The 18,509-nt window shown below is 67.8% G+C and carries 15 protein-coding genes and 1 pseudogene; 10 read left to right on the forward strand and 6 right to left on the reverse strand.

The features are described 5' to 3' along the window. Positions 1–26: 26 nt before the first annotated feature. Positions 27–884 (forward strand): 3-mercaptopyruvate sulfurtransferase, encoded by an 858-nt coding sequence (gene sseA / locus ACHMW8_RS20850; RefSeq protein WP_395443657.1) that lies wholly within the window; start codon positions 27–29, stop codon positions 882–884. Here sseA and ACHMW8_RS20855 read toward each other — a convergent pair. Continuing rightward, positions 881–1,516: a hypothetical protein gene (locus tag ACHMW8_RS20855; RefSeq protein WP_395443658.1), complete on the reverse strand. Its 636-nt coding sequence runs from the start codon at positions 1,514–1,516 to the stop codon at positions 881–883. The genes sseA and ACHMW8_RS20855 overlap by 4 nt on opposite strands. Continuing rightward, positions 1,479–1,787: a transporter substrate-binding domain-containing protein gene (locus ACHMW8_RS20860; RefSeq protein WP_395443659.1), complete on the reverse strand. Its 309-nt coding sequence runs from the start codon at positions 1,785–1,787 to the stop codon at positions 1,479–1,481. The genes ACHMW8_RS20855 and ACHMW8_RS20860 overlap by 38 nt, the downstream gene beginning before the upstream one ends. 218 nt (positions 1,788–2,005) lie before the next feature. Here ACHMW8_RS20860 and ACHMW8_RS20865 point away from each other — a divergent pair. Next, positions 2,006–2,083 (forward strand): annotated as a pseudogene (locus ACHMW8_RS20865) (hypothetical protein); the annotation flags it as partial. Positions 2,084–2,125: 42 nt separating this feature from the next. Next, the gene (gene metC, locus ACHMW8_RS20870) at positions 2,126–3,280 is read left to right on the forward strand and encodes a cystathionine beta-lyase (protein ID WP_395443660.1); all 1,155 of its coding nucleotides are present in this window, start codon (positions 2,126–2,128) and stop codon (positions 3,278–3,280) included. On the opposite strand, the gene ACHMW8_RS20875 is transcribed toward metC, so the two are convergent. Next, positions 3,277–3,630 (reverse strand): GFA family protein, encoded by a 354-nt coding sequence (locus ACHMW8_RS20875; protein ID WP_395446019.1) that lies wholly within the window; start codon positions 3,628–3,630, stop codon positions 3,277–3,279. The genes metC and ACHMW8_RS20875 overlap by 4 nt on opposite strands. A 242-nt stretch (positions 3,631–3,872) precedes the next feature. Between ACHMW8_RS20875 and ACHMW8_RS20880 the strand changes: the two genes are divergently transcribed. The 3 genes from ACHMW8_RS20880 to ACHMW8_RS20890 all read left to right on the forward strand — a co-directional run bounded on the left by ACHMW8_RS20880 (position 3,873) and on the right by ACHMW8_RS20890 (position 6,935). Next, on the forward strand, positions 3,873–4,346 hold the full coding sequence (locus tag ACHMW8_RS20880) for a DUF4126 family protein (RefSeq protein ID WP_395443661.1): 474 nt from the start codon (positions 3,873–3,875) through the stop codon (positions 4,344–4,346). Between the two features lie 2 nt (positions 4,347–4,348). Next, entirely contained in the window at positions 4,349–5,731 is a 1,383-nt protein-coding gene (locus ACHMW8_RS20885; RefSeq protein ID WP_395443662.1) for an FAD-containing oxidoreductase, read from the forward strand. 124 nt (positions 5,732–5,855) lie between these two features. Beyond that, complete coding sequence (locus ACHMW8_RS20890) at positions 5,856–6,935, forward strand: alkene reductase (protein WP_395443663.1); 1,080 nt, start codon at positions 5,856–5,858, stop codon at positions 6,933–6,935. Between the two features lie 23 nt (positions 6,936–6,958). Here ACHMW8_RS20890 and ACHMW8_RS20895 read toward each other — a convergent pair whose 3' ends face one another. Beyond that, positions 6,959–8,602 (reverse strand): NAD(P)/FAD-dependent oxidoreductase, encoded by a 1,644-nt coding sequence (locus tag ACHMW8_RS20895; RefSeq protein WP_395443664.1) that lies wholly within the window; start codon positions 8,600–8,602, stop codon positions 6,959–6,961. Positions 8,603–8,839: 237 nt separating this feature from the next. Here ACHMW8_RS20895 and ACHMW8_RS20900 point away from each other — a divergent pair, with 237 nt between their 5' ends. The 4 genes from ACHMW8_RS20900 (at position 8,840) to ACHMW8_RS20915 (ending at position 16,321) form a co-directional block, all read left to right on the forward strand. Then, entirely contained in the window at positions 8,840–11,554 is a 2,715-nt protein-coding gene (locus ACHMW8_RS20900; RefSeq protein ID WP_395443665.1) for a TonB-dependent receptor, read from the forward strand. A 252-nt stretch (positions 11,555–11,806) separates the two neighbouring features. Continuing rightward, a complete protein-coding gene (locus ACHMW8_RS20905) occupies positions 11,807–14,728 on the forward strand; it encodes a TonB-dependent receptor (RefSeq protein ID WP_395443666.1) in 2,922 nt (973 codons plus the stop codon). Further along, a complete protein-coding gene (locus ACHMW8_RS20910; protein WP_395443667.1) occupies positions 14,718–15,350 on the forward strand; it encodes an RNA polymerase sigma factor in 633 nt (210 codons plus the stop codon). The genes ACHMW8_RS20905 and ACHMW8_RS20910 overlap by 11 nt, the downstream gene beginning before the upstream one ends. A gap of 356 nt (positions 15,351–15,706) precedes the next feature. Then, a complete protein-coding gene (locus ACHMW8_RS20915; RefSeq protein WP_395443668.1) occupies positions 15,707–16,321 on the forward strand; it encodes a FecR family protein in 615 nt (204 codons plus the stop codon). A 40-nt stretch (positions 16,322–16,361) separates the two neighbouring features. Here the strand turns inward: ACHMW8_RS20915 and ACHMW8_RS20920 are convergent, their stop codons facing one another. Together ACHMW8_RS20920 and ACHMW8_RS20925 are read right to left on the reverse strand one after the other, a co-directional pair. Next, a complete protein-coding gene (locus tag ACHMW8_RS20920) occupies positions 16,362–17,060 on the reverse strand; it encodes an FABP family protein (protein ID WP_125158321.1) in 699 nt (232 codons plus the stop codon). Between the two features lie 108 nt (positions 17,061–17,168). Beyond that, positions 17,169–18,452: a M28 family peptidase gene (locus ACHMW8_RS20925; RefSeq protein ID WP_158624730.1), complete on the reverse strand. Its 1,284-nt coding sequence runs from the start codon at positions 18,450–18,452 to the stop codon at positions 17,169–17,171. Positions 18,453–18,509 lie beyond the last annotated feature (57 nt).

Here is an 18,509-nt window from a genome sequence, read left to right on the forward strand (position 1 = left end):
CGAGTCTGAAGTCTAGGAGGCGTTCCATGGCCATCCCGTCCGATCCGCTGGTCTCCACCGCCTGGCTGGCCGAGCACCTCGACGCGCCGGACGTGCGCGTGGTCGACGCCTCGTGGCACATGCCGGCCGCCCAGCGCGATCCAGGCAAGGAGTTCCTGGCCGCCCACATCCCGGGGGCGGTGTTCTTCGACATCGACGACATCTCCGACGAGACCTCGGACCTGCCGCACATGATCCCGACGGCGGTGAAGTTCGCCTCGCGGGTGAGGAAACTGGGCCTGGGCGATGGTTCCCGGATCGTCGTCTATGACAGCAGCGGCATCCTGCCGGCCGCTCGCGCCTGGTGGCACTTCCGCGCCATGGGCCATGAGGACGTCGTCGTGCTGGACGGCGGCTTGCCCAAGTGGCTCGCTGAAGGCCGCCCGGTCGAGGACGGCCCCGCCATGCCGCAGGAGCGACACTTCACCCCGCGCTACCAGGCCGACATCTACCGCTCGCTGGAGCAGATGCGGGAAATCGTCGCGACCGGTCGCGAGCAGATCATCGACGCCCGCGCCGCCGGCCGCTTCGAGGGCAAGGATCCCGAGCCCCGCGCCGGTCTGCGCGGCGGCCACATGCCTGGGGCCCGCAACATCCCGCTCTCGGCCCTGCTGGCCGCCGATGGGACCATGCTGCCGGCCGACCAGTTGAAGACGGTTTTCGAGGCCGCTGGCGTCGATATCAATAAGCCCATCACCTCGACGTGCGGCTCGGGCATCACCGCCTCGGTCGTGGCCCTGGCCCTGGCCCGCCTCGGCAAGCCGCGTTCGGCAGTCTATGACGGCTCGTGGACGGAATGGGGCGGCCTGGCGGACACGCCCGTGGTCACCGGCCCGGCGGCTTAGCGCAGCGGCGGGGCGTACAGCAGGCCCGGCTTGGGCGCGTTCCACAGCGCGTTGAGGCCGCGGTCCAGTTTCAGCGCGGAGCCGCCGCCGATCTCCCGGTCGAAGATTTCGCCGTAACTTCCTCCCGCGATAATCGCGCGGTAGGCCCAGTCGGCGTCCAGGCCCAGCATGGCGCCGAACCCGCCCTCGCCCAGCAGCCGCCGCGCCTCTGGATCGGCGCCGGTCTTCATGTCCTTGGCGTTGGCCTTGGTCACCCCGTGCTCCTCGGCCAGAACCAGGGCGTAAAAGGTCCATCGGACGATGTCGGTCCAGGCCGGATCGTCCTGGCGAACCAGCGGGCCGAGCGGTTCCTTGGAGATGGCGTCGGGCAGGATCACGTGGGCGCCCGGATCATTCAGCACCGACCGCGCCGCCGCGAGCGCGGAAATGTCGGCGCTGACGGCGTCGCACCTGTCGGCCTGATAGGCCGCTCGGGCCTGCTCCTCGCTGTCGAACGCCATGGCCGTGTAGGCGATGCCGCGCGCGCGGAAGAAGTCCTCCAGGTTCTGGGCCGAGGTGGCGCCGCTCTGGACGCAGATCTTGGCCGTGTTCAGCTCAACGGCGCTGGTCAGGTTCAGGCCGCGGCGGACCATGAAATCCCTGGCCGTCGAAATAGGAGATCGCCGCCATGTCCAGCTGGTCGCCGGTGTCGCGCGAGAAGGTCCAGGACGTGTTGCGCCACAGGACGTCGACCTTGCCGGTTCGCAGAGCCGTGATCCGCTCCTCGTTGCCCAGCGGCACGAAGGTCACCTTGTCGGGCTTGCCCAGCACGGCCGCGGCCAGGGCGCGGCAGAAATCGACGTTGAAGCCGCGCCAGTGTCCGCCATTGTCGCGGAAGGCAAAGCCCGGCAGCCCGGGGTTCACGCCGCAACGCAACTCTCCCCGCGCCTTGATGGCCTTCAGGGTCTTGCTGGGCGCGGCGGGTTTGACGGCCAGCGGCGGCGCGTGTTCAGCGGGACGCGGCTCGGGCGGCGGATTCGCGCCGATCGCACCCGGCGAGCGCGAGCATCGACAAGACCACTACGCCAAAACGCACCGACACTCGATCACTCCTTGAACCGTCGCGCGCGCGGCGCTAGAGCCTGCCTGAGCAGGCTCTATCTCTTACGCTTAGAGCGTGGCAGACGCCAAAACCGCTCACACTTTTGGCTGCCACGCTCTAAACCACAACCGTACCGCCGCGTCGCCGAGAAGTCCCCGCCATGGATGAAGAAACCCGCCTGATCCGCAAGGGCTCCGAACCGACCGCCCTCGCGCGCACGGTCAATCCGCCGATCCAACGCGCCTCGACGGTGCTGCTGCCCAACGCCGCGTCACTCTACGACGACGACCAGGTCACCTACGGCATCACGGGCCTGTCGTCGCCGGCCGCCTTGCAGAAGGCCTTGGCCGAGCTCGAAGGGTCGCCGGATGTCACCCTCTATCCCTCGGGCCTGGCGGCGATCACCGGCGCCATGCTGGCGGTGCTGAAGGCCGGCGACGAGATCCTGGTGGTCGATAGCGCCTACAAGCCCACGCGCCGCTTCTGCGATCGTGTTCTGACCCGCTTCGGCGTCGCCACCACCTACTACGACCCAGCGCTGGACGCCGACGGGCTGATGGCGCTGACGACGCCCAGGACCCGGATGATCCTGCTTGAAGCCCCAGGCTCCCTGACTTTCGAGATGCAGGACGTGCCGGCCATCGCCAAGGCCGCCAACGACCGGGGCATCATCACCCTGATCGACAACACCTGGGCTGCCGGCCTCTACTTCAAACCCCTGGCGCACGGTGTGACGATCAGCGTCCAGGCCCTGACCAAATATGTCGGCGGCCACTCGGACTGCTTCATGGGCTCGGCCACGACCATGGATGTCGACATCGGCAACGCGCTGGGCGACGCCATGTGGGACATCGGCTGGTCGGTTTCGCCGGACGACGCCTACACCATGCTGCGGGGCCTGCGGACCTTGACCACTCGCCTGCCGCGTCACCATGAGAACGGCCTGGTCATCGCCCGCTGGCTGCAAGACCGTCCCGAGGTGGCGCGCGTGCTGCATCCCGCCCTGCCCGGCGATCCGGGCCACGCGCTCTGGAAGCGCGACTTCACCGGCGCCTGCGGCCTGTTCGGCGTAGTGCTCAAGCCGTGCAGCCAGCGCGCCGTCCACGCCTTCCTCGACGCGCTGAAGCTGTTCGGCCTGGGCTTTTCCTGGGGCGGCTACGAGAGCCTGGCCATCCACTGCGATCCACAGCTGAAGAACCGCTCGGTCCCGGTCGGTCTGGAGGGGCCGCTGCTGCGCCTGCACATCGGCCTCGAAGCCATCGAGGACCTGAAGATCGACCTCGACCGCGGGTTCGAGGCGCTCGGCTCGGCCTAGAGGTAGCGCATCTCAGCTTCGCTAGGCTGCTCCCACCAGAGATTGTCACGGCCGTTGCCGTAGTTGATCGGCGCGGCCGCCAGTTCCTCGGGCCTCGTGTCGTCCAGCGTGGCGACCTGGATCGAGACCACCTTGCCGCCCAGCTGCTCGACATCGGCGCGCCCGAACACGCGCACGCCGCACGTCGCGCAGAAGCAGTGATCGCCGCTCATCGTGCCGAACCTGTAGGTCCCCAGGCGGTCCTCGCCGGCGAGCAGGCGGAAGGCCTCCGGTTTCATCAAGGCGCCCCAGCTGCGGGTCTTGGCGCAGATCGAGCAATTGCAACGGCCGGTTCCCGCCTGCAGGTCGATCTCGGCTTCGTAGCGGACGGCGCCGCAGTGGCAGCTGCCGGTGTGAAATCTTGAGCATCTTCGTTCCTCGTGTCCCGTTCGTTGGACACGGTTCTAGGCCCCTCCTGCTGACAGCCTGCCGTCAGTATCGATGTCGCGATGACGCCAAACGCGATTGGAAGGTGCAATCGCCGCCTTCGCTCTTGCGGTCAGGTTGCAAGGCAAGCCAGTCTCGGCGTCTCGTTGTGAGGGGAAGTCTTTTCATGTTGCTCTACGTGTTCGCGTTGCTGATCGGCATGATCGCCGGCCTGCGCGCCATGACCGCGCCCGCCGCCGCCGCCTGGGCCGCCCGTCTGGGCTGGTTGCCCCTGGCCGGCTATCCGCTGGCCTGGCTGGGCGGGCTGATCCCGGTCCTGGTCCTCAGCGCCCTGGCCGCTCTGGAGCTGATCGCCGACCAGCATCCCAAGACGCCGAGCCGCAAGGTTCCGCACCAGTTCATCGCCCGCGTGCTCACCGGCGCCTTCGCCGGCGCGGCCCTGATGATGCCCGGCACCCACTGGCTGCGCGGCATGGTCATCGGCGCGGTCGGCGCGGTGATCGGCACATTCGTCGGCGCCGACTTCCGCGGCCGCCTGGCGGCCCGGTTCGGCAAGGACAAGCCGGCCGCGATCATCGAGGACGTCGTCGCCGTTGTCGGCGCCTTCGCGATCTTCTTCCTGGCCAAGACTGCGATCTGACCATGGCCGCCGCCGAAACCTTCGACGCCATCATCATCGGGGCCGGTCAGGCCGGCCCCTCCCTGGCCGGTCGCCTCAGCGCAGCGGGCTGGACCGTGGCGATGGTCGAGCGCAAGGACTTCGGCGGCACCTGCGTCAATACAGGCTGCATGCCGACCAAGACCCTGGTCGCCAGCGCCTACGCCGCGCATCTCGCTCGCCGCGCGGCGGACTACGGCGTTGTCCTCCAGGGCGAGGTCGGCGTCGACATGAAGCGGGTCAAGGACCGCCAGCAGACCGTGGTCCGCAACGCCCGCGGCAATGTCGAAAAATGGCTGCGCGGGATGAAGGGCGTCACGGTCCTCCAGGGCCATGCCCGCTTCGAGAGCGCCGACACGGTCCGCGTGGGCGAGCGTCTGCTGACCGCGCCGAAGATTTTCCTGAATGTCGGCGGCCGGGCCAACGCGCCGGACATGCCGGGGATCGGCGACATCGACTACCTGACCAATGTCGGGATGATGCAGCTCGATACGCTGCCAGAACATCTGGTCATCGTTGGCGGCAGCTATATCGGGCTGGAATTCGCCCAGATGTTCCGCCGGTTCGGCAGCCAGGTGACGGTGGTCGAGATGGGCCCACGCCTGATCGGCCGCGAGGACCCGGAGATCTCTGACACGGTCCGCGAAATCCTGGAGGCCGAAGGTGTCGCCGTCCGCCTCAACGCCGAGTGCATCAGCTTCAGTACCTGCCCCGAAGGCTACTGCGTCCACGTCACCTGCGAGACCGGCGCGCCGCAGGTGACGGGCTCGCACGTGCTGCTGGCGGTGGGCCGCAAGCCCAATACCGACGACCTGGGACTGGAGGCCGCCGGGATCGCGACCGACAAGCGCGGCTATGTCGTGGTCGACGATCAACTGAAGACCAATGTCCCGGGGATCTGGGCGATGGGCGACTGCAACGGCAAGGGCGCCTTCACCCACACCGCCTACAACGATTTCGAGATCATCGCCGCGAACCTGCTTGATGACGATCCGCGCAAGGTCAGCGACCGCATCACCTGCTACGGCCTGTTCATCGACCCGCCCCTGGGCCGTGTGGGCATGACCGAGGCGGAAGCCAAGGCCAGCGGCCGCCCGCTGCTGGTCGGCCAGCGTCCGATGACCCGCGTAGGCCGCGCGGTCGAAAAGGGTGAGACCCAAGGCTTCATGAAAGTGGTGGTCGACGCCGAGACCAAGCAAATCCTCGGCGCGGCGATCCTGGGCCTGAACGGCGATGAAGTCGTCCACGGCATGCTGGACCTGATGTACGCCAAGGCGCCCTACACGGTCATCTCGCGGGCGGTGCACATCCACCCCACGGTATCGGAGCTGGTTCCGACCATGCTCCAGGAGCTGAAGCCGCTTTAGATTTTCACCGCGCGGCTTTCAGACGAAATCGAGACTGTTGCGGTTGCGATAGAAAACGCGGTCCCCACCTAGCTTCGCAGACGCCGACGGAGGGTCGGCGCCCCGCTCGAGGGACAAGTCTCCTATGCCTACCCTGTTCGACCCGCTGCGCGTCGGCGCGCTTGAATTGCCCAACCGCGTGGTTATGGCGCCGCTGACCCGCCTGCGCGCTGGTCCGACCAACATCCCCAACGCCCTGATGGCTGAGTACTACGCCCAGCGCGCCTCCGCCGGTCTGCTGATCACCGAGGGCGTGCCTGTGAGCCCGCAAGGCGTCGGCTATGCCGGCGTCCCGGGCATCTGGTCGAAGGAACAAACGGAAGCCTGGAAGCAGGTGACCAAGGCCGTGCATGACAAGGGCGGCCGCATCTTCATGCAGATCTGGCACGTCGGGCGCATCTCCGACCCCGAACACCTGCACGGCGAACCGCCGGTCGGCCCCAGCGCCATCGCCGCCAAGGGCCATGTCAGCCTGCTGCGCCCCGAGCGCCCCTACCCGACTCCGCGCGCCCTGACGACCGAGGAAGTCGGCGGTGTCGTCGAAGCCTTCCGCCAAGCCGCCCAGAACGCCAAGGACGCCGGCTTCGACGGCGTGCAGCTGCACGGCGCCAATGGCTACCTGCTCGACCAGTTCCTGCAGGACGGTTCGAACCAGCGCACCGACCAATATGGCGGTTCGATCGAAAACCGTGCTCGCCTGCTGCTGGAAGCGACCGACGCGGCGATCTCGGTGTTCGGCGCCGACCGCGTGGGCGTCCATCTGGCCCCGCGCGCCGACAGCCACTCGATGGGCGACAGCAACCTGCCGGCCACCTTCGGCTATGTCGCCAAGGCCCTGGGCGAGCGCAAGATCGCCTTCATCTCGGCCCGCGAGCACGAGGCGTCCGACAGCCTGGGTCCGGCGCTGAAGGCGGCTTTCGGCGGTGTCTACATCGCCAATGAGAAGTTCGATCTGGCCAGCGCCAACGCCGCCATCGCGGCCGGCAAGGCCGACGCCATCGCCTTCGGCAAGGCCTATATCGCCAACCCGGATCTGGTGGAGCGCCTGAAGAAGGGCGCGCCGCTCAATGCGCCCGATCCCACCACCTTCTACGGCTTCGACAACGGCGCCCGGGGCTACACCGACTATCCGACGCTGGCCCAGGTCAGCGAACCGGCCGAGTAATCGATGCGATCCTCGCGATGGCTTCAGGTCGTCGCGGGGATCAGCCCCTCGGCCATATAGGCCCGCGCCACCGCCTCGGCGACCTTGATGCCATCCACCGCCGCCGAGAGGATGCCGCCGGCATAGCCCGCGCCCTCACCGGCTGGGAACAGGCCGGCGGTGTTCAGGCTCTGGAAGTCCTTGCCCCGGGTGATCCGGATCGGTGAGGACGTCCGGGTCTCGACGCCCGTCAGGAGCACGTCGGGGTGGTCGTAACCGGCGATCTGGCGGCCGAAGACCGGCAGCGCCTCGCGCATGGCCTCGATCACGAAGTCTGGAAGGCAGGCCGACAGGTCCGTCAGGGTAACGCCCGGCTTGTAGGACGGGACCACCTCGCCCAGCTCGGTCGACGGCCGGCCCGCCATGAAGTCGCCGACCTTCTGGCCTGGCGCCTGATAGCTGGACCCGCCCGCCACATAGGCCAGGCTCTCCCATTTGCGCTGGAACGCGATCCCGGCCAGCGGATGGCCCGGATAGTCGCGTTCGGGGTCGATGCCGACCACGAAGCCGGAATTGGCGTTCCGTTCGTTGCGCGAATACTGGCTCATGCCGTTGGTCACCACGCGGCCGGGCTCCGAAGTCGCCGCCACCACCGTGCCGCCCGGGCACATGCAGAAGCTGTAAACGGTGCGGCCGTTCTTGCAGTGGTGGGAGAGGCTGTAGTCGGCCGCGCCCAGGTCGGGGTGACCCGCGCAGGCGCCGAAGCGCGCCTTGTCCATCCACGACTGCGGATGCTCGATGCGCACGCCGATCGAGAACGGCTTGGCCTCGATATGGACGCCGCGTTCGTACAGGACCTCGAAGGTGTCGCGCGCGCTGTGGCCGAGGGCCATGACCACATGGCGAGCCGGGAGGTAGCCTCCACCGGCGATGTGCAACCCCTTCAGTTGGCGCGAACCGTCGGCGCGGACCTCGATGTCGAAGTCCTCGACCTTGTGCCGCCAGCGGTATTCACCGCCCAGGCTCTCGATGAGAGCACGCATCTGCTCAACCATGTGCACCAGGCGGAAAGTGCCGATGTGGGGATGGGCCTCGGTCAGGATCTCTTCGGGCGCGCCGGCCCTGACGAACTCTTCCAGCACCTTGCGGCCCAGGAAGCGCGGGTCCTTGATCTGGCTGTAGAGCTTGCCGTCCGAGAAGGTCCCCGCCCCGCCTTCGCCGAACTGGACGTTCGACTCCGGGTTCAGTTCGCTCCTGCGCCACAGGCCCCAGGTGTCCTTGGTCCGCTCGCGCACGACCTTGCCGCGATCGACGATGATCGGCTTCAGGCCCATCTGGGCCAGGATCAGGCCGGCGAACAGGCCACAGGGGCCTGCGCCGATCACCACCGGACGCGGACCTTCGAAGCCTTCCGGCGCCTTGGCCACGAAGCGGTACTCGGTGTCGGGTGTGACGCGCACGTGGTGGTCGCCCGCGAAGCGCGCCAGGACGGCGGCCTCGTCGCGTAGCGCCACATCGACCGAATAGACCATCAGGATCGCCGACTTGCGGCGCGCGTCATGGGCGCGGCGAGCGATCTCGAAGCTGACCAAGTCGTCGGCCCCGATCCCGAGCCGTTCGATGATGGCGGGCTTCATCGCTTCCGGCGGATGGCCGAGCGGCAGCTTCAGTTCCGAAATACGCAGCATGGCGGGCGTCTTAGCCAAAAGCGGGCCGGCGCGCCATCGCGACGCGCATCGTCCGCGCGCCGCGCAAAGCCGTCAGGACAAGGATGAACCAGCCCAACCGTCGCAAACACTTCACAAAATTCCGGCTCCGAAAACTGTCCCCGTCGAGGCCCCGGCCGCCTCTCCCCGCCAGACGACCGGCGGGGAAGCCTCTCCGTCCCGTCATCGCTCAAGCGGAAACCGCAAGGGATCGGGGCCATGCTCAAAGTCACCAAGTTCAACCTTCTGACCACGACGGCGCTGACCGTCGCCGTGCTGAGTGTCGCCGCCCAGGCGCGCGCCGCTGAAGCGCCGGCCCCAGCCGCCGCGTCTGGCGACGTCTCGGAAGTCGACGCCATCGTCGTCACCGGTTTCCGCGACAGCCTGCTGCACGCGCGCGACCTCAAGCGTAAGGCCGTCGGCGCCGTCGACGTGATCGTTTCCGAAGACATCGCCGCCTTCCCCGACCTGAACCTGGCGGAATCGCTGCAGCGCGTGCCGGGCGTCACCATCTCGCGTGACAGCGGCGAAGGCCGTCAGATCACCTTGCGAGGCCTGGGGCCAGACTTCACGCGCACCCAGCTGAACGGCATGGAAGTGCTGGGCAACACCGCCTCGGGCATGGACAACCGCGGCGGCGTCAGCCGCTCGCGCGCCTTCGATTTCAGCCTGTTCGCCTCGGAACTGTTCAACCGCGTGACGGTGCAGAAGTCCTACGCCTCCGAGCAGGACGAAGGCGGCATCGGCGGCACCGTGCAGCTGGCGACCGCCAAGCCGTTCGACTATCCGGGCTTCAAGGCCGTGCTGTCGGCCAAGGGTCAGCGCAACAGCAACGCCGACGACAAGATCACACCGCGCGTGGTCGGCCTGATCTCGAACCGCTGGGGTGATTTCGGCGCCCTGGCCTCGATCGCCTATGGCGAGACCGACTCCAACGAGTTCGGCTATCGCAGCTACAACTGGGGTCGGATCCGCGCAAATCCGGGCAATATCGGCTCGGGGGTCAACGCCGCCGACGCCGCGCGCCTGACGGCCGCCACCGCGACCGTCTTCGCCCCGCAGGCCAACACCTATTCGACCTGGTTCGACCGCCGCAAGCGCCTGGGCGCGACGGTGGCCCTGCAGTACGAACCGGGCGACAAGCTGAAGCTGGCCTTCGACGGCCTGTACAGCCAGCTGGAAAACAGCCGCCAGAACTTCTCGCTGGCCACTTCGGGCGTCAACAGCCTGACCGGCAACATCACCGGCACGCAGGTGATGCAGACGGCGGTGATCCAGGGCGACACCCTGATCGCCTCCAGCTACACCGGCGTCGACATCCGCAGCGAGTTCAACCGCGAGGAAGACAAGACCAAGTTCTACCAGCTGGGTCTGAGCGGCTCGTACCAGGCCACCGACAAACTGCTGCTGTCGGGCCTGATCGGCTACTCGAAGTCGGACTACGCCCTGCCGGTCTTCGACAAGGTGTTCCTGGAATCCAAGAACTACGCCTTCAGCTTCGACGACCGTCCGAGCATGCCGGTCAACACCTACGGCGCCGGCCTGACCGACCCGGCCAAGTGGGACCTGATGCGCATGGACACTCAGGAGAACAAGATCTCCTCGGAATACACCAACGCCAAGTTCGACGTCGCCTTCGCGGCCAACGAGATCTCCTCCCTGAAGGGCGGCGTCTCGTACAAGAAGTTCAAGAACTACGGCGCTCAGTGGGGCGACAAGCAGTTCAGGAACGTCCCGGCCAACACCAAAATCCCGGACAATCTCAAGCTGGTCCTGCCGTTCAAGTCGCTGGGCGCCTACATCGTCGGCGACGTCGATCCGGTCTACGCCCAGATCGGCCAGACGCGTGACCTGGAAGCCCAGGGCGCGAAGTTCGCCACCCCGGGCACGGCCTTCACTGTGACCGAGGAGACCAAGGCGGCCTATCTGCAGTACGACCTGAACACCGAGATCCTGGGTAAGGGCGTGCGGGCCAACGCCGGCGTGCGCTACTATTCGACCGACCTGAGCTCGGACGGCACCCTGAACACCGGGACCAGCCTCCAGCCGGTGTCGATCAAGCACAAGTATAACGGCTGGCTGCCGGCCCTGAACGTGGCCGTCGATGTCAACGAAGGCATGGTCGCCCGCTTCAGCGCCAACCGCGACATCAGCCGCCCGGCCCTGGGCGACCTGGCCGCCGCCGGTTCGCTGACCACCGCCCCGTTCGGCGGCACGATCAGCACCGGCAACCCGAACCTGACGCCGTTCACCTCGGACTCGATCGAAGGCTCGCTGGAGTTCTACGACGGCAAGGTCGGGTCTTTCACGATCGGCGTCTTCTACAAGAAGCTGAAGTCGTTCATCACGTCGCAGACCAGCATCATGCCCTATTCGCAAACGGGCTTCCCGCTGTCGTTCCTGCTGCCGGGCCAGGATGGCTCGATCCTGTACAATGTCAGCCGCCCGGTGAACGGCCCCGGCGCCGACATCCAGGGCCTGGAAGCCTCGTTCCAGCGTGACTTCGACTTCCTGCCCGCCCCGTTCAACCACCTGGGCGTCGTGGCCAACGGCACCTATGCCGACGGCTCCTCGCCGGTGATCATCAGCGGCCAGTCGGTGACCCTGCCGCTGTTCCAGCTGTCGAAGTACTCGGCCAACGCTACCATTTACTACGAGACGGATGCCTGGGGCATGCGCCTGTCGACCGCCTATCGGGACAAGTACCTGACCGGCGCCGGCGGCAACGGCAACATCGGCGACGGCTACAAGGCGACCAACAATATCGACTTCGCCGCCCACTATAACGTGCTGCCGAAGCTGAAGCTGACGCTGGAAGGCATCAACCTCTCCAACGAGCACAGCATCCAGTTCACCGACATCGCCGCCAAGCGGACGACGGTGAACGTCAGCAGCGGTCGCACCATCCTGATCGGCGCGACCTACGAGTTCTAAGCCCTTCCAAGAGCCCCCTTGAACTGGGCCGCCGTCCTCCCGGATGGCGGCCCTCTTTTTTGCGGCAGGCCCGCCAGGCGTTGCCGCTGGGCCACGCCGCGGCGCTCGGACAGATCCGTCCACAGAACCTTCAAATTAGTGACATGCGTCCTTTGTAGGGGTTCGCGCGGGCGCCCGAAGCTTTTACGGGCCGCCGTTGTGAGGACCCTTATGGCGGGACGGCGCGCCTGGCTGTCGCGATCAGGTCCAGTGATGGCCGGATCGATGCTGGCCCTGGCCGCCGTGGCGCCGGTGCGAGCCGAGACACCGAAGCGCTTCGAGATCCCAGGCGGCGATCTTTCTCAGGCCCTCAACGCCTTTTCTCATCAGGCCGACGTACCGGTCATGACCCTGGCCGACATCCGCCGCCGCATCAGCCGGGGCGTGCGCGGCCTGCTGACGCCAGAGCAGGCGTTGAACCGGTTGATCGACGGTCAAAACCTGCGCGCCGTGGCGGCCGGAGGCGGCTATGTCCTGCGCGAAGCGGCCCCCACGCCGCCCTCTTCGGTCACCGCCGCGCCCCGCTACGCCCCGCCATCCGAGGCGCCGACCGAGGTCGACCAGGTCATCGTCACGGGCTTTCGCGAAACCCTGCTGCACGCCCGCGACCTGAAACGACGGGCCGCCGGCGCCCAGGAGGTGATCCTGGCCGAGGACATCGCCGCCTTCCCCGACCTCAATCTCGCCGAGTCCCTGCAGCGCGTACCCGGCATGACCATCTCGCGCGACACCGGCGAGGGCCGCCAGATCGCGCTGCGCGGCCTGGGCCCGGACTTCACCCGCGCCCAGCTGAACGGCATGGAGGTCTCGGCCTCGACGGCCTCGGGCATGGACAATCGCGGCTCGGTCAGCCGCACCCGGGCCTTCGACTATTCGATCTTCGCCAGCGAGCTCTTCAACAGGGTCACGGTCTGGAAGTCCTACGCGGTCGACCAGGATGAAGGCGGCATAGGCGGTACGGTCGAGCTACGCACGGCCAAGCCCTTCGACTATCCAGACGACAAGCTGGCCTTCTCGGCCAAGGCGTTGAACAACAGCGCCACCGGCGTGGTCAGCCCGCGGATCGCGGCCCTGGCCTCGCGGCGTTGGGGCGACGTCGGGGCGCTGATCTCGTTGGCCTACAGCGAGAACGACGCCAACGAGTACGGCTATCGCAACTGGGGCTGGTCGCCGGTGACCTTCGGCGCGGCCAATATCGGGCCGGACGTGGCGCGCGACGTGGCCGATCGCCTGCTGGCCACCGGTCCCGACCGAGTCGTCGCGCCCATGGCCGAGAGCTATTCGACCTGGTTCGACCATCGCGAGCGGCTGGGGGTCACCCTATCCCTGCAATATCAACCCGGCGATCGGATGAGGCTGGGCGCGGATCTGCTTTACGGCCGGCTCTCCAACGATCGCGACGAGTTCTCCCTGGCGGCGGCCGGCGACAATCCGCTGACCGGCGATGTCAAGGGAACCCAGCGCCTGCGCGCCGCCGAGATCCGGGGCGACAGTCTCGTCTACGCCGACTATTCCGGCGGCGTCGATCTACGCAGCGAGCATAAGCGCTCGGAGGACACGACGGTCTTCCTGCAGAGCGCGATCAATGGCGAGATCCAGGTCAGCGACCGCCTGCGCCTGCGCGGCGCGGCCGGCTACTCGAAGTCGGACTTCGAAGGACCGGTCTTCGACAAGATCTTCCTGCAGGCCAGCGACAAGGCCTTCGCCTACGACCTGCGCGGCGGCGATGCGGCCGCGAACAGCCGCTATGGCTTCGACCCGGCCGATCCCACCCAGTGGAGCCTGATGCGGGCCGACACGCGCGAGGACCAGGTCGTCAACCAGTTCACCACCGGACGCCTCGACTTCGACTACCAAGCCGCGCCGGCCCTGACGATCGAAGGCGGCGCCCAGTACAAGTCGTTCCACAACGACGGCTACACCCGCCGCGGCCGGGCGGACTACCCGACCGGGGGTCCCGCGCCGCAGGCGGTCAAGGAACTGGTCTTCGAAAAATCGCTGCGCCCCTACATCGTCGGCGACATCGACGCGACCTTCGCGCGCCTGGCCATCAACCGCGACCTGACCGAGGCCGACGACATGCCCGGCTCGCACTATTCCCTCAGCGAGAAGACCTGGGCCGCCTATCTGATGGCGCGAGTCAAAAGCGCGGTGGGCGACAAGACGTGGCGCGGAGATTTCGGCGTCCGCTACTACGCCACCGACCTGACCTCGGCTGGCATGGTCAATACCGGGACCAAGCTGGAGCCGGCCTCGATCCAGAGCCATTACGATGGCGTGTTGCCCGCCCTGAACCTGGCGGTCGACCTGTCGCCGCGCGTCGTCGCCCGCGTCTCGGCCAACCGCAACATCAGCCGGCCCAGCCTCTCGGACCTGCGCGCGGCCGGCAATGTCAATTCGGCCCCGTTCGGCGGGACCATCTCGGCCGGCAATCCAAACCTGCGCCCGTTCCTGGCCGACGCGGTCGAGGGCGCGCTGGAGGTCTACCCGGGCCGCGGCGGCTATTTCGCCGTCAGCCTGTTCTACAAGCGGATGGACTCGTTCATCACCACGGCGACCAGCGCGGTGCGCTATGGCTCGACCGGCTATCCGCTGGCGTTCCTGGCGCCCGGCAACGGCCCCGACACGGTCTACACCTTCGTGCGGCCGGTGAACGGCGATGGGGCCTCGATCAAGGGCGTCGAGTTGGCCTGGCAGCGCGACTTCACCTTCCTGCCCGCCCCGTTCGATCAGCTGGGCTTCGTCGGCAATGTCACCCACGCCGCCGGCCGCTCGAACGTACTGATCGAGGACCGCTCGATAGCCCTGGACCTGTTCCAGCTGTCGAAATGGACCTCGAACGCGACGCTTTACTACGAGACCGCGCGGTGGGGCGCGCGGGTCTCGTCGGCCTATCGCTCGGGCTATCTGGACGGCGCGGGCAGTCCAGGCTCGATCGGCTCGGGCTACAAGGCGTCGAACAACATCGACTTCGCCGCCCACTACAATACGGCCGGCGGCCTGCGGATCGTGCTGGAAGGTGTCAATCTCACGGATGCGCCGATCACCCAATACACCGATATCACCGAGAAACGCCTGACCGCCCGCACGGTCAGCGGCCGCACCTTCACCCTGGGTGTGACCTATGAGTTTTGACGGGCGAATTCCGATTCCGAAACATTTTCTGTCCCCGTTCGCCCGGCTCGCGCCTCTCCCCTCCATGGACGCGTGCACGACCATGCCGACTGGAAGCGCCATGAAGGACGTCCTCGCGGCGCTGCGGCCTCACGAACGCAAGCTCGCGGCCTATATCGTGCGGCGGTCCAAGGACCCGGCGCGCGCAGAGGACATCCTGCAGGAGACCCTCCTGATGGTGTTGCGCCAGGCGCGAAAGCAGGAGATCACCCAACCGCTGGCCTATGCCTACCGGGTGGCGGATTCGCTGATCTACGCCCAGGCGCGCCGCGACCGGCGCGAGGAGCCGATCGGCGACGAGGACTTCGGCTGCGACCTGCCGCTGCCCGACGCGGTGCTGGAGCACAAACAACGCGCCGCGGTCTTCGAGAAGGCGCTGAATCGCCTCTCGCCGCTGCGCCGCGACATCTTCATCCGCCGTCACCTCGACGGCCAGTCCAGACAAGCCATCGCCGACGATCTTCGGATCAATGTGGAGGCCGTCAAGAAACACCTCGTGCGGGCCATGACCGAACTGGCCGACGCGATGCAGGACGCGGCGGTCAACGCCGCGCGAGAAGGGAGCCGCCAGGATGCGCGCTAACGACAACTGGCGCCCGCCATCCGACGAGGACTTGGAGATCGCGGCCGACTGGGCCGATCGCCTGCCCGACCTGACGCAAGCCGAGCGAGCCGAGCTTGAAGCCTGGCTGGCCAGCGCGCCCAGCCGCGCGGCCGCCTTCGCCCTGATGCGTGACACCCAGCGCGACACCGCCCTGCTGGACGCCGCCGAGCGCGTCCGCGCCGCGCCCGCCAAGAGGCGACACCTGCGCATGGGCTTGATCGCCGCCGGCGTCGCCATGGTCGTGGGGCTGTCGGTCACGGTGCTGATGCGTCCGTACCTGAGCGAAGGGCCGATCGACCTGGCCACCCCGGTGGCGCGCGCGCGCCGAGCATCGGATGAGCGACAAGTCCGTGATCACCCTGGCCGCCGACACCGGCGTCTCGGTGCGCTACAGCCGCGCCGCCCGCGACGTGGCGCTGAACAAGGGCGACGCGGTGTTCGACGTCGCCGAGGACGCCAAGCGACCCTTCCGGGTCCAGGCCGGCGACACCCAGGTGACCGCCGTCGGCACCACCTTCGAGGTCGAACTGGTCAGCGACGCCGTCCAGGTCCGCGTGTTCGACGGCGTGGTGCGGGTCAATCGCGATGGCGCCGAACGCCGCGTCGGCAAGGGCGAGTGGCTGATGCTGGCCGCCGACCGCGCGCCGGTCCAGGGCCGCCTGGGCCCCGACAGCTACCAGGCCTGGCGTTCGGACTGGCTGGACGCCGACGCCCTGCCGCTGAAATACGTGATCGCCCGCCTCAACCGCTACACGCTCCAGAGCGTGGCGTTGCACGACGCGGCGCTGGGCGAGCTGAAGGTCAGTGGCCGGTTCAAGCTGGACCGCCCCGCCGAGTCCCTGGCGATGATCGCCGCCCTGCTGGACATGCGGACCGACCCGGACGGCCGCAAGGTCTATCTCTCGCCGCGCCAGACCTCGCCCGAAGGGGCGCGGGGACCGACAACCTAGCCCCGCGCGCCGTCGCCCAAGCTATCGTCGCGGCTCTGAGCTAGCTTTCGACCGGCTCACCGATTGCAATGAAGCCGTGGGCCTGGCTTCGCGTCGCCTCGCCGGTGGTGATGCGCATCAAGGGATTGGGCCGCGGCTCGGCGACCTTGGTCAGGGCGTTGCGGTCGACATGACGGAACGGCGCCGTGCGGCCGCGGACCTGCAGCATGGTGGTTGAGGTGTAGGACCACCCGCCGTCGGCCTCGAAGCGGACGTCCAATTCGTAGGAATCCGTCCGGAACGCCCACTCCAGGAAGTCGGTCGAACAGATGCCGTAGCCCGGCCCGCCCCGCTCGGCGCGAACGACCAGTCCTGAACCATCCTCGGCCGCGCGCCCGGCGGCCAGGGCAACCTGGCCGCGCGGAATGGCCAGGGTCTGCAGGATCAGGCCCGTCGCCGGCTCGTACAGCCAATAACCGACCTGGTCGTGAAAGCTGGTCTCCTCATCCGAGGCGACGATGTGGACATGATAGCGCAGGCCGTAGAACAGCTGCGGGCCGTTGGCCTGCGGGTCGATCGGCTGCATCTCGATGCGCTCGAGAAAGTCGCGCCGTTCGGGGCCTTCGGCCTTCGGGTTCAGATCGACGCCCTTCAGTCCCTCCCATACGCCAGCCAGCGGACGCAGCGGACCCAGATTGGCCAAGGTGTCCGGATCCACGTCCGAGGGCTCGGTGAAGATGTCGTCGGGAAAATTGATCATGCCGGCCTCCGGTGACGCTTGACCTCGGCTCTAGCGGCCCAGGCGCGCCGGTCAAGCCGAAGAACCTCCACTTGTGCGTTCACCGGCGACTGAGCCCGGATTTGCCGTTCAGAAGGTGGCGTCGATCACGGCTCGGAACGCCGCGGCGACCGGCTCGACCAGTTCCCCCGACACGCAACGCATATCGTCGCCGGCGGTATGGAAGTAGCGATGGCCGCCATAGAGGCCGATGGCCGACACGTAGCCGGCCTCGATCACATTGACGAGTTCGCCGCCGGCATTGGCCTTGTTGGCCTCGTAGGTGGCCTCAAGACCGGTGATGCCGTGGAAGGCTCGGCGGGTCCGTTCCAGCAAGTCCGGCGTCGCGGTCAGCACACGCTGGGCGTCGGCGCTGGGTAAAGGCCGCAGGGCGCCCAGTTCATGCCAGTCGCGCGCGGCGGCGCTTGCGCCGATGTGGACCCAGGCGTGGGTGTCGGCGGGCTTGGGCGCGTGGTGCTCCAGATAGCGCTCCCCGCCCAGATAGATGTATTCGTGGCCGCTGGTGGCGGCGAATTCCAGATTGACCTTGGGCTTGGCCGCCGCCAGGCCAAGGGCCAGCGACAGCCAGATCGCCACTCCCGCCCCTCGCTCGGCCGCGCAGGTGAACCAGCCCGAACGCGGCGTGGTGACGATCAAGGTCTTGGCCGCGCCGCGATCGAGACGGGCGATCAGGTTGTAGGCCGGTCGCCGGCCGACCTCGGCGTCGACCGTCAGGGTCACGGTCGCGCCCGCCTTGGCGGCCGCGACGAATGGAGGGGCGTCCTTGGGGGCCAGCAGGACGACTGGCTTCTGGAAGCCGGGTTCCGACGGGCTGACATTCAGGCCGATCACCTCGCCTGTCGGCCCCGTGGTCACGACCACGGCCGCCGCCGCGCCGCGATCAAAGGCGTCCTTCAGAGCGGCGCGGATGACCGGTTGGGCCATGCTGACCCACCGGCTGTACGGCAGCACGACCAGCGCGATGGCTCCATCAAGGCTCCCCGGCATGGCGGACGACTTGAGGGGCGCGGTCAGTCCCCCGACGGCCGTCGTCCTGACGGTCGCCTGCGGGAAGACCTCGGCGCGTCGTCCGCCGGCGACCAGCGTCGCCTGGCGCACATCTGCGTACGGGACCTCGAAGGCCTGTCGCTCGCAGCGATAGCCGAGCGCGGTCAGCTCCTTTTCCAGCCAATCGCCGCTGGCGTTGTCGCCCGCGCCGCCCGAGGCCTTGCCCCCAAAGCCGGCGAAGCGCTCCAGCACCATCTGCAGCCAGGCGGCGTCGAATTTGGCGGCCGCCGCTTGAGCCCCCGGCGCAGCCGCCAGAGCGCCGACGCCCAGGGCGCCCACCAGAAGATCCCGACGCGACGCGCCCATGCCGTTCTCCGTTCCCGTCAACCGTGGATGATGTGCGCCTCGACGGCGCGTCGGCGA

It is taken from the genome of Caulobacter sp. UC70_42, assembly GCF_044056025.1.
Lineage (GTDB): Bacteria > Pseudomonadota > Alphaproteobacteria > Caulobacterales > Caulobacteraceae > Caulobacter.

Coding starts and splice junctions, on each gene's coding strand:
- sseA (WP_395443657.1), top strand. CDS start 27: ATGGCCATCCCGTCCGATCCGCTGGTCTCCACCGCCTGGCTGGCCGAG.
- ACHMW8_RS20855 (WP_395443658.1), bottom strand. CDS start 1,516: ATGGTCCGCCGCGGCCTGAACCTGACCAGCGCCGTTGAGCTGAACACG.
- metC (WP_395443660.1), top strand. CDS start 2,126: ATGGATGAAGAAACCCGCCTGATCCGCAAGGGCTCCGAACCGACCGCC.
- ACHMW8_RS20880 (WP_395443661.1), top strand. CDS start 3,873: ATGTTGCTCTACGTGTTCGCGTTGCTGATCGGCATGATCGCCGGCCTG.
- ACHMW8_RS20885 (WP_395443662.1), top strand. CDS start 4,349: ATGGCCGCCGCCGAAACCTTCGACGCCATCATCATCGGGGCCGGTCAG.
- ACHMW8_RS20890 (WP_395443663.1), top strand. CDS start 5,856: ATGCCTACCCTGTTCGACCCGCTGCGCGTCGGCGCGCTTGAATTGCCC.
- ACHMW8_RS20895 (WP_395443664.1), bottom strand. CDS start 8,602: ATGCTGCGTATTTCGGAACTGAAGCTGCCGCTCGGCCATCCGCCGGAA.
- ACHMW8_RS20900 (WP_395443665.1), top strand. CDS start 8,840: ATGCTCAAAGTCACCAAGTTCAACCTTCTGACCACGACGGCGCTGACC.
- ACHMW8_RS20905 (WP_395443666.1), top strand. CDS start 11,807: ATGGCCGGATCGATGCTGGCCCTGGCCGCCGTGGCGCCGGTGCGAGCC.
- ACHMW8_RS20910 (WP_395443667.1), top strand. CDS start 14,718: ATGAGTTTTGACGGGCGAATTCCGATTCCGAAACATTTTCTGTCCCCG.
- ACHMW8_RS20915 (WP_395443668.1), top strand. CDS start 15,707: ATGAGCGACAAGTCCGTGATCACCCTGGCCGCCGACACCGGCGTCTCG.
- ACHMW8_RS20920 (WP_125158321.1), bottom strand. CDS start 17,060: ATGATCAATTTTCCCGACGACATCTTCACCGAGCCCTCGGACGTGGAT.
- ACHMW8_RS20925 (WP_158624730.1), bottom strand. CDS start 18,452: ATGGGCGCGTCGCGTCGGGATCTTCTGGTGGGCGCCCTGGGCGTCGGC.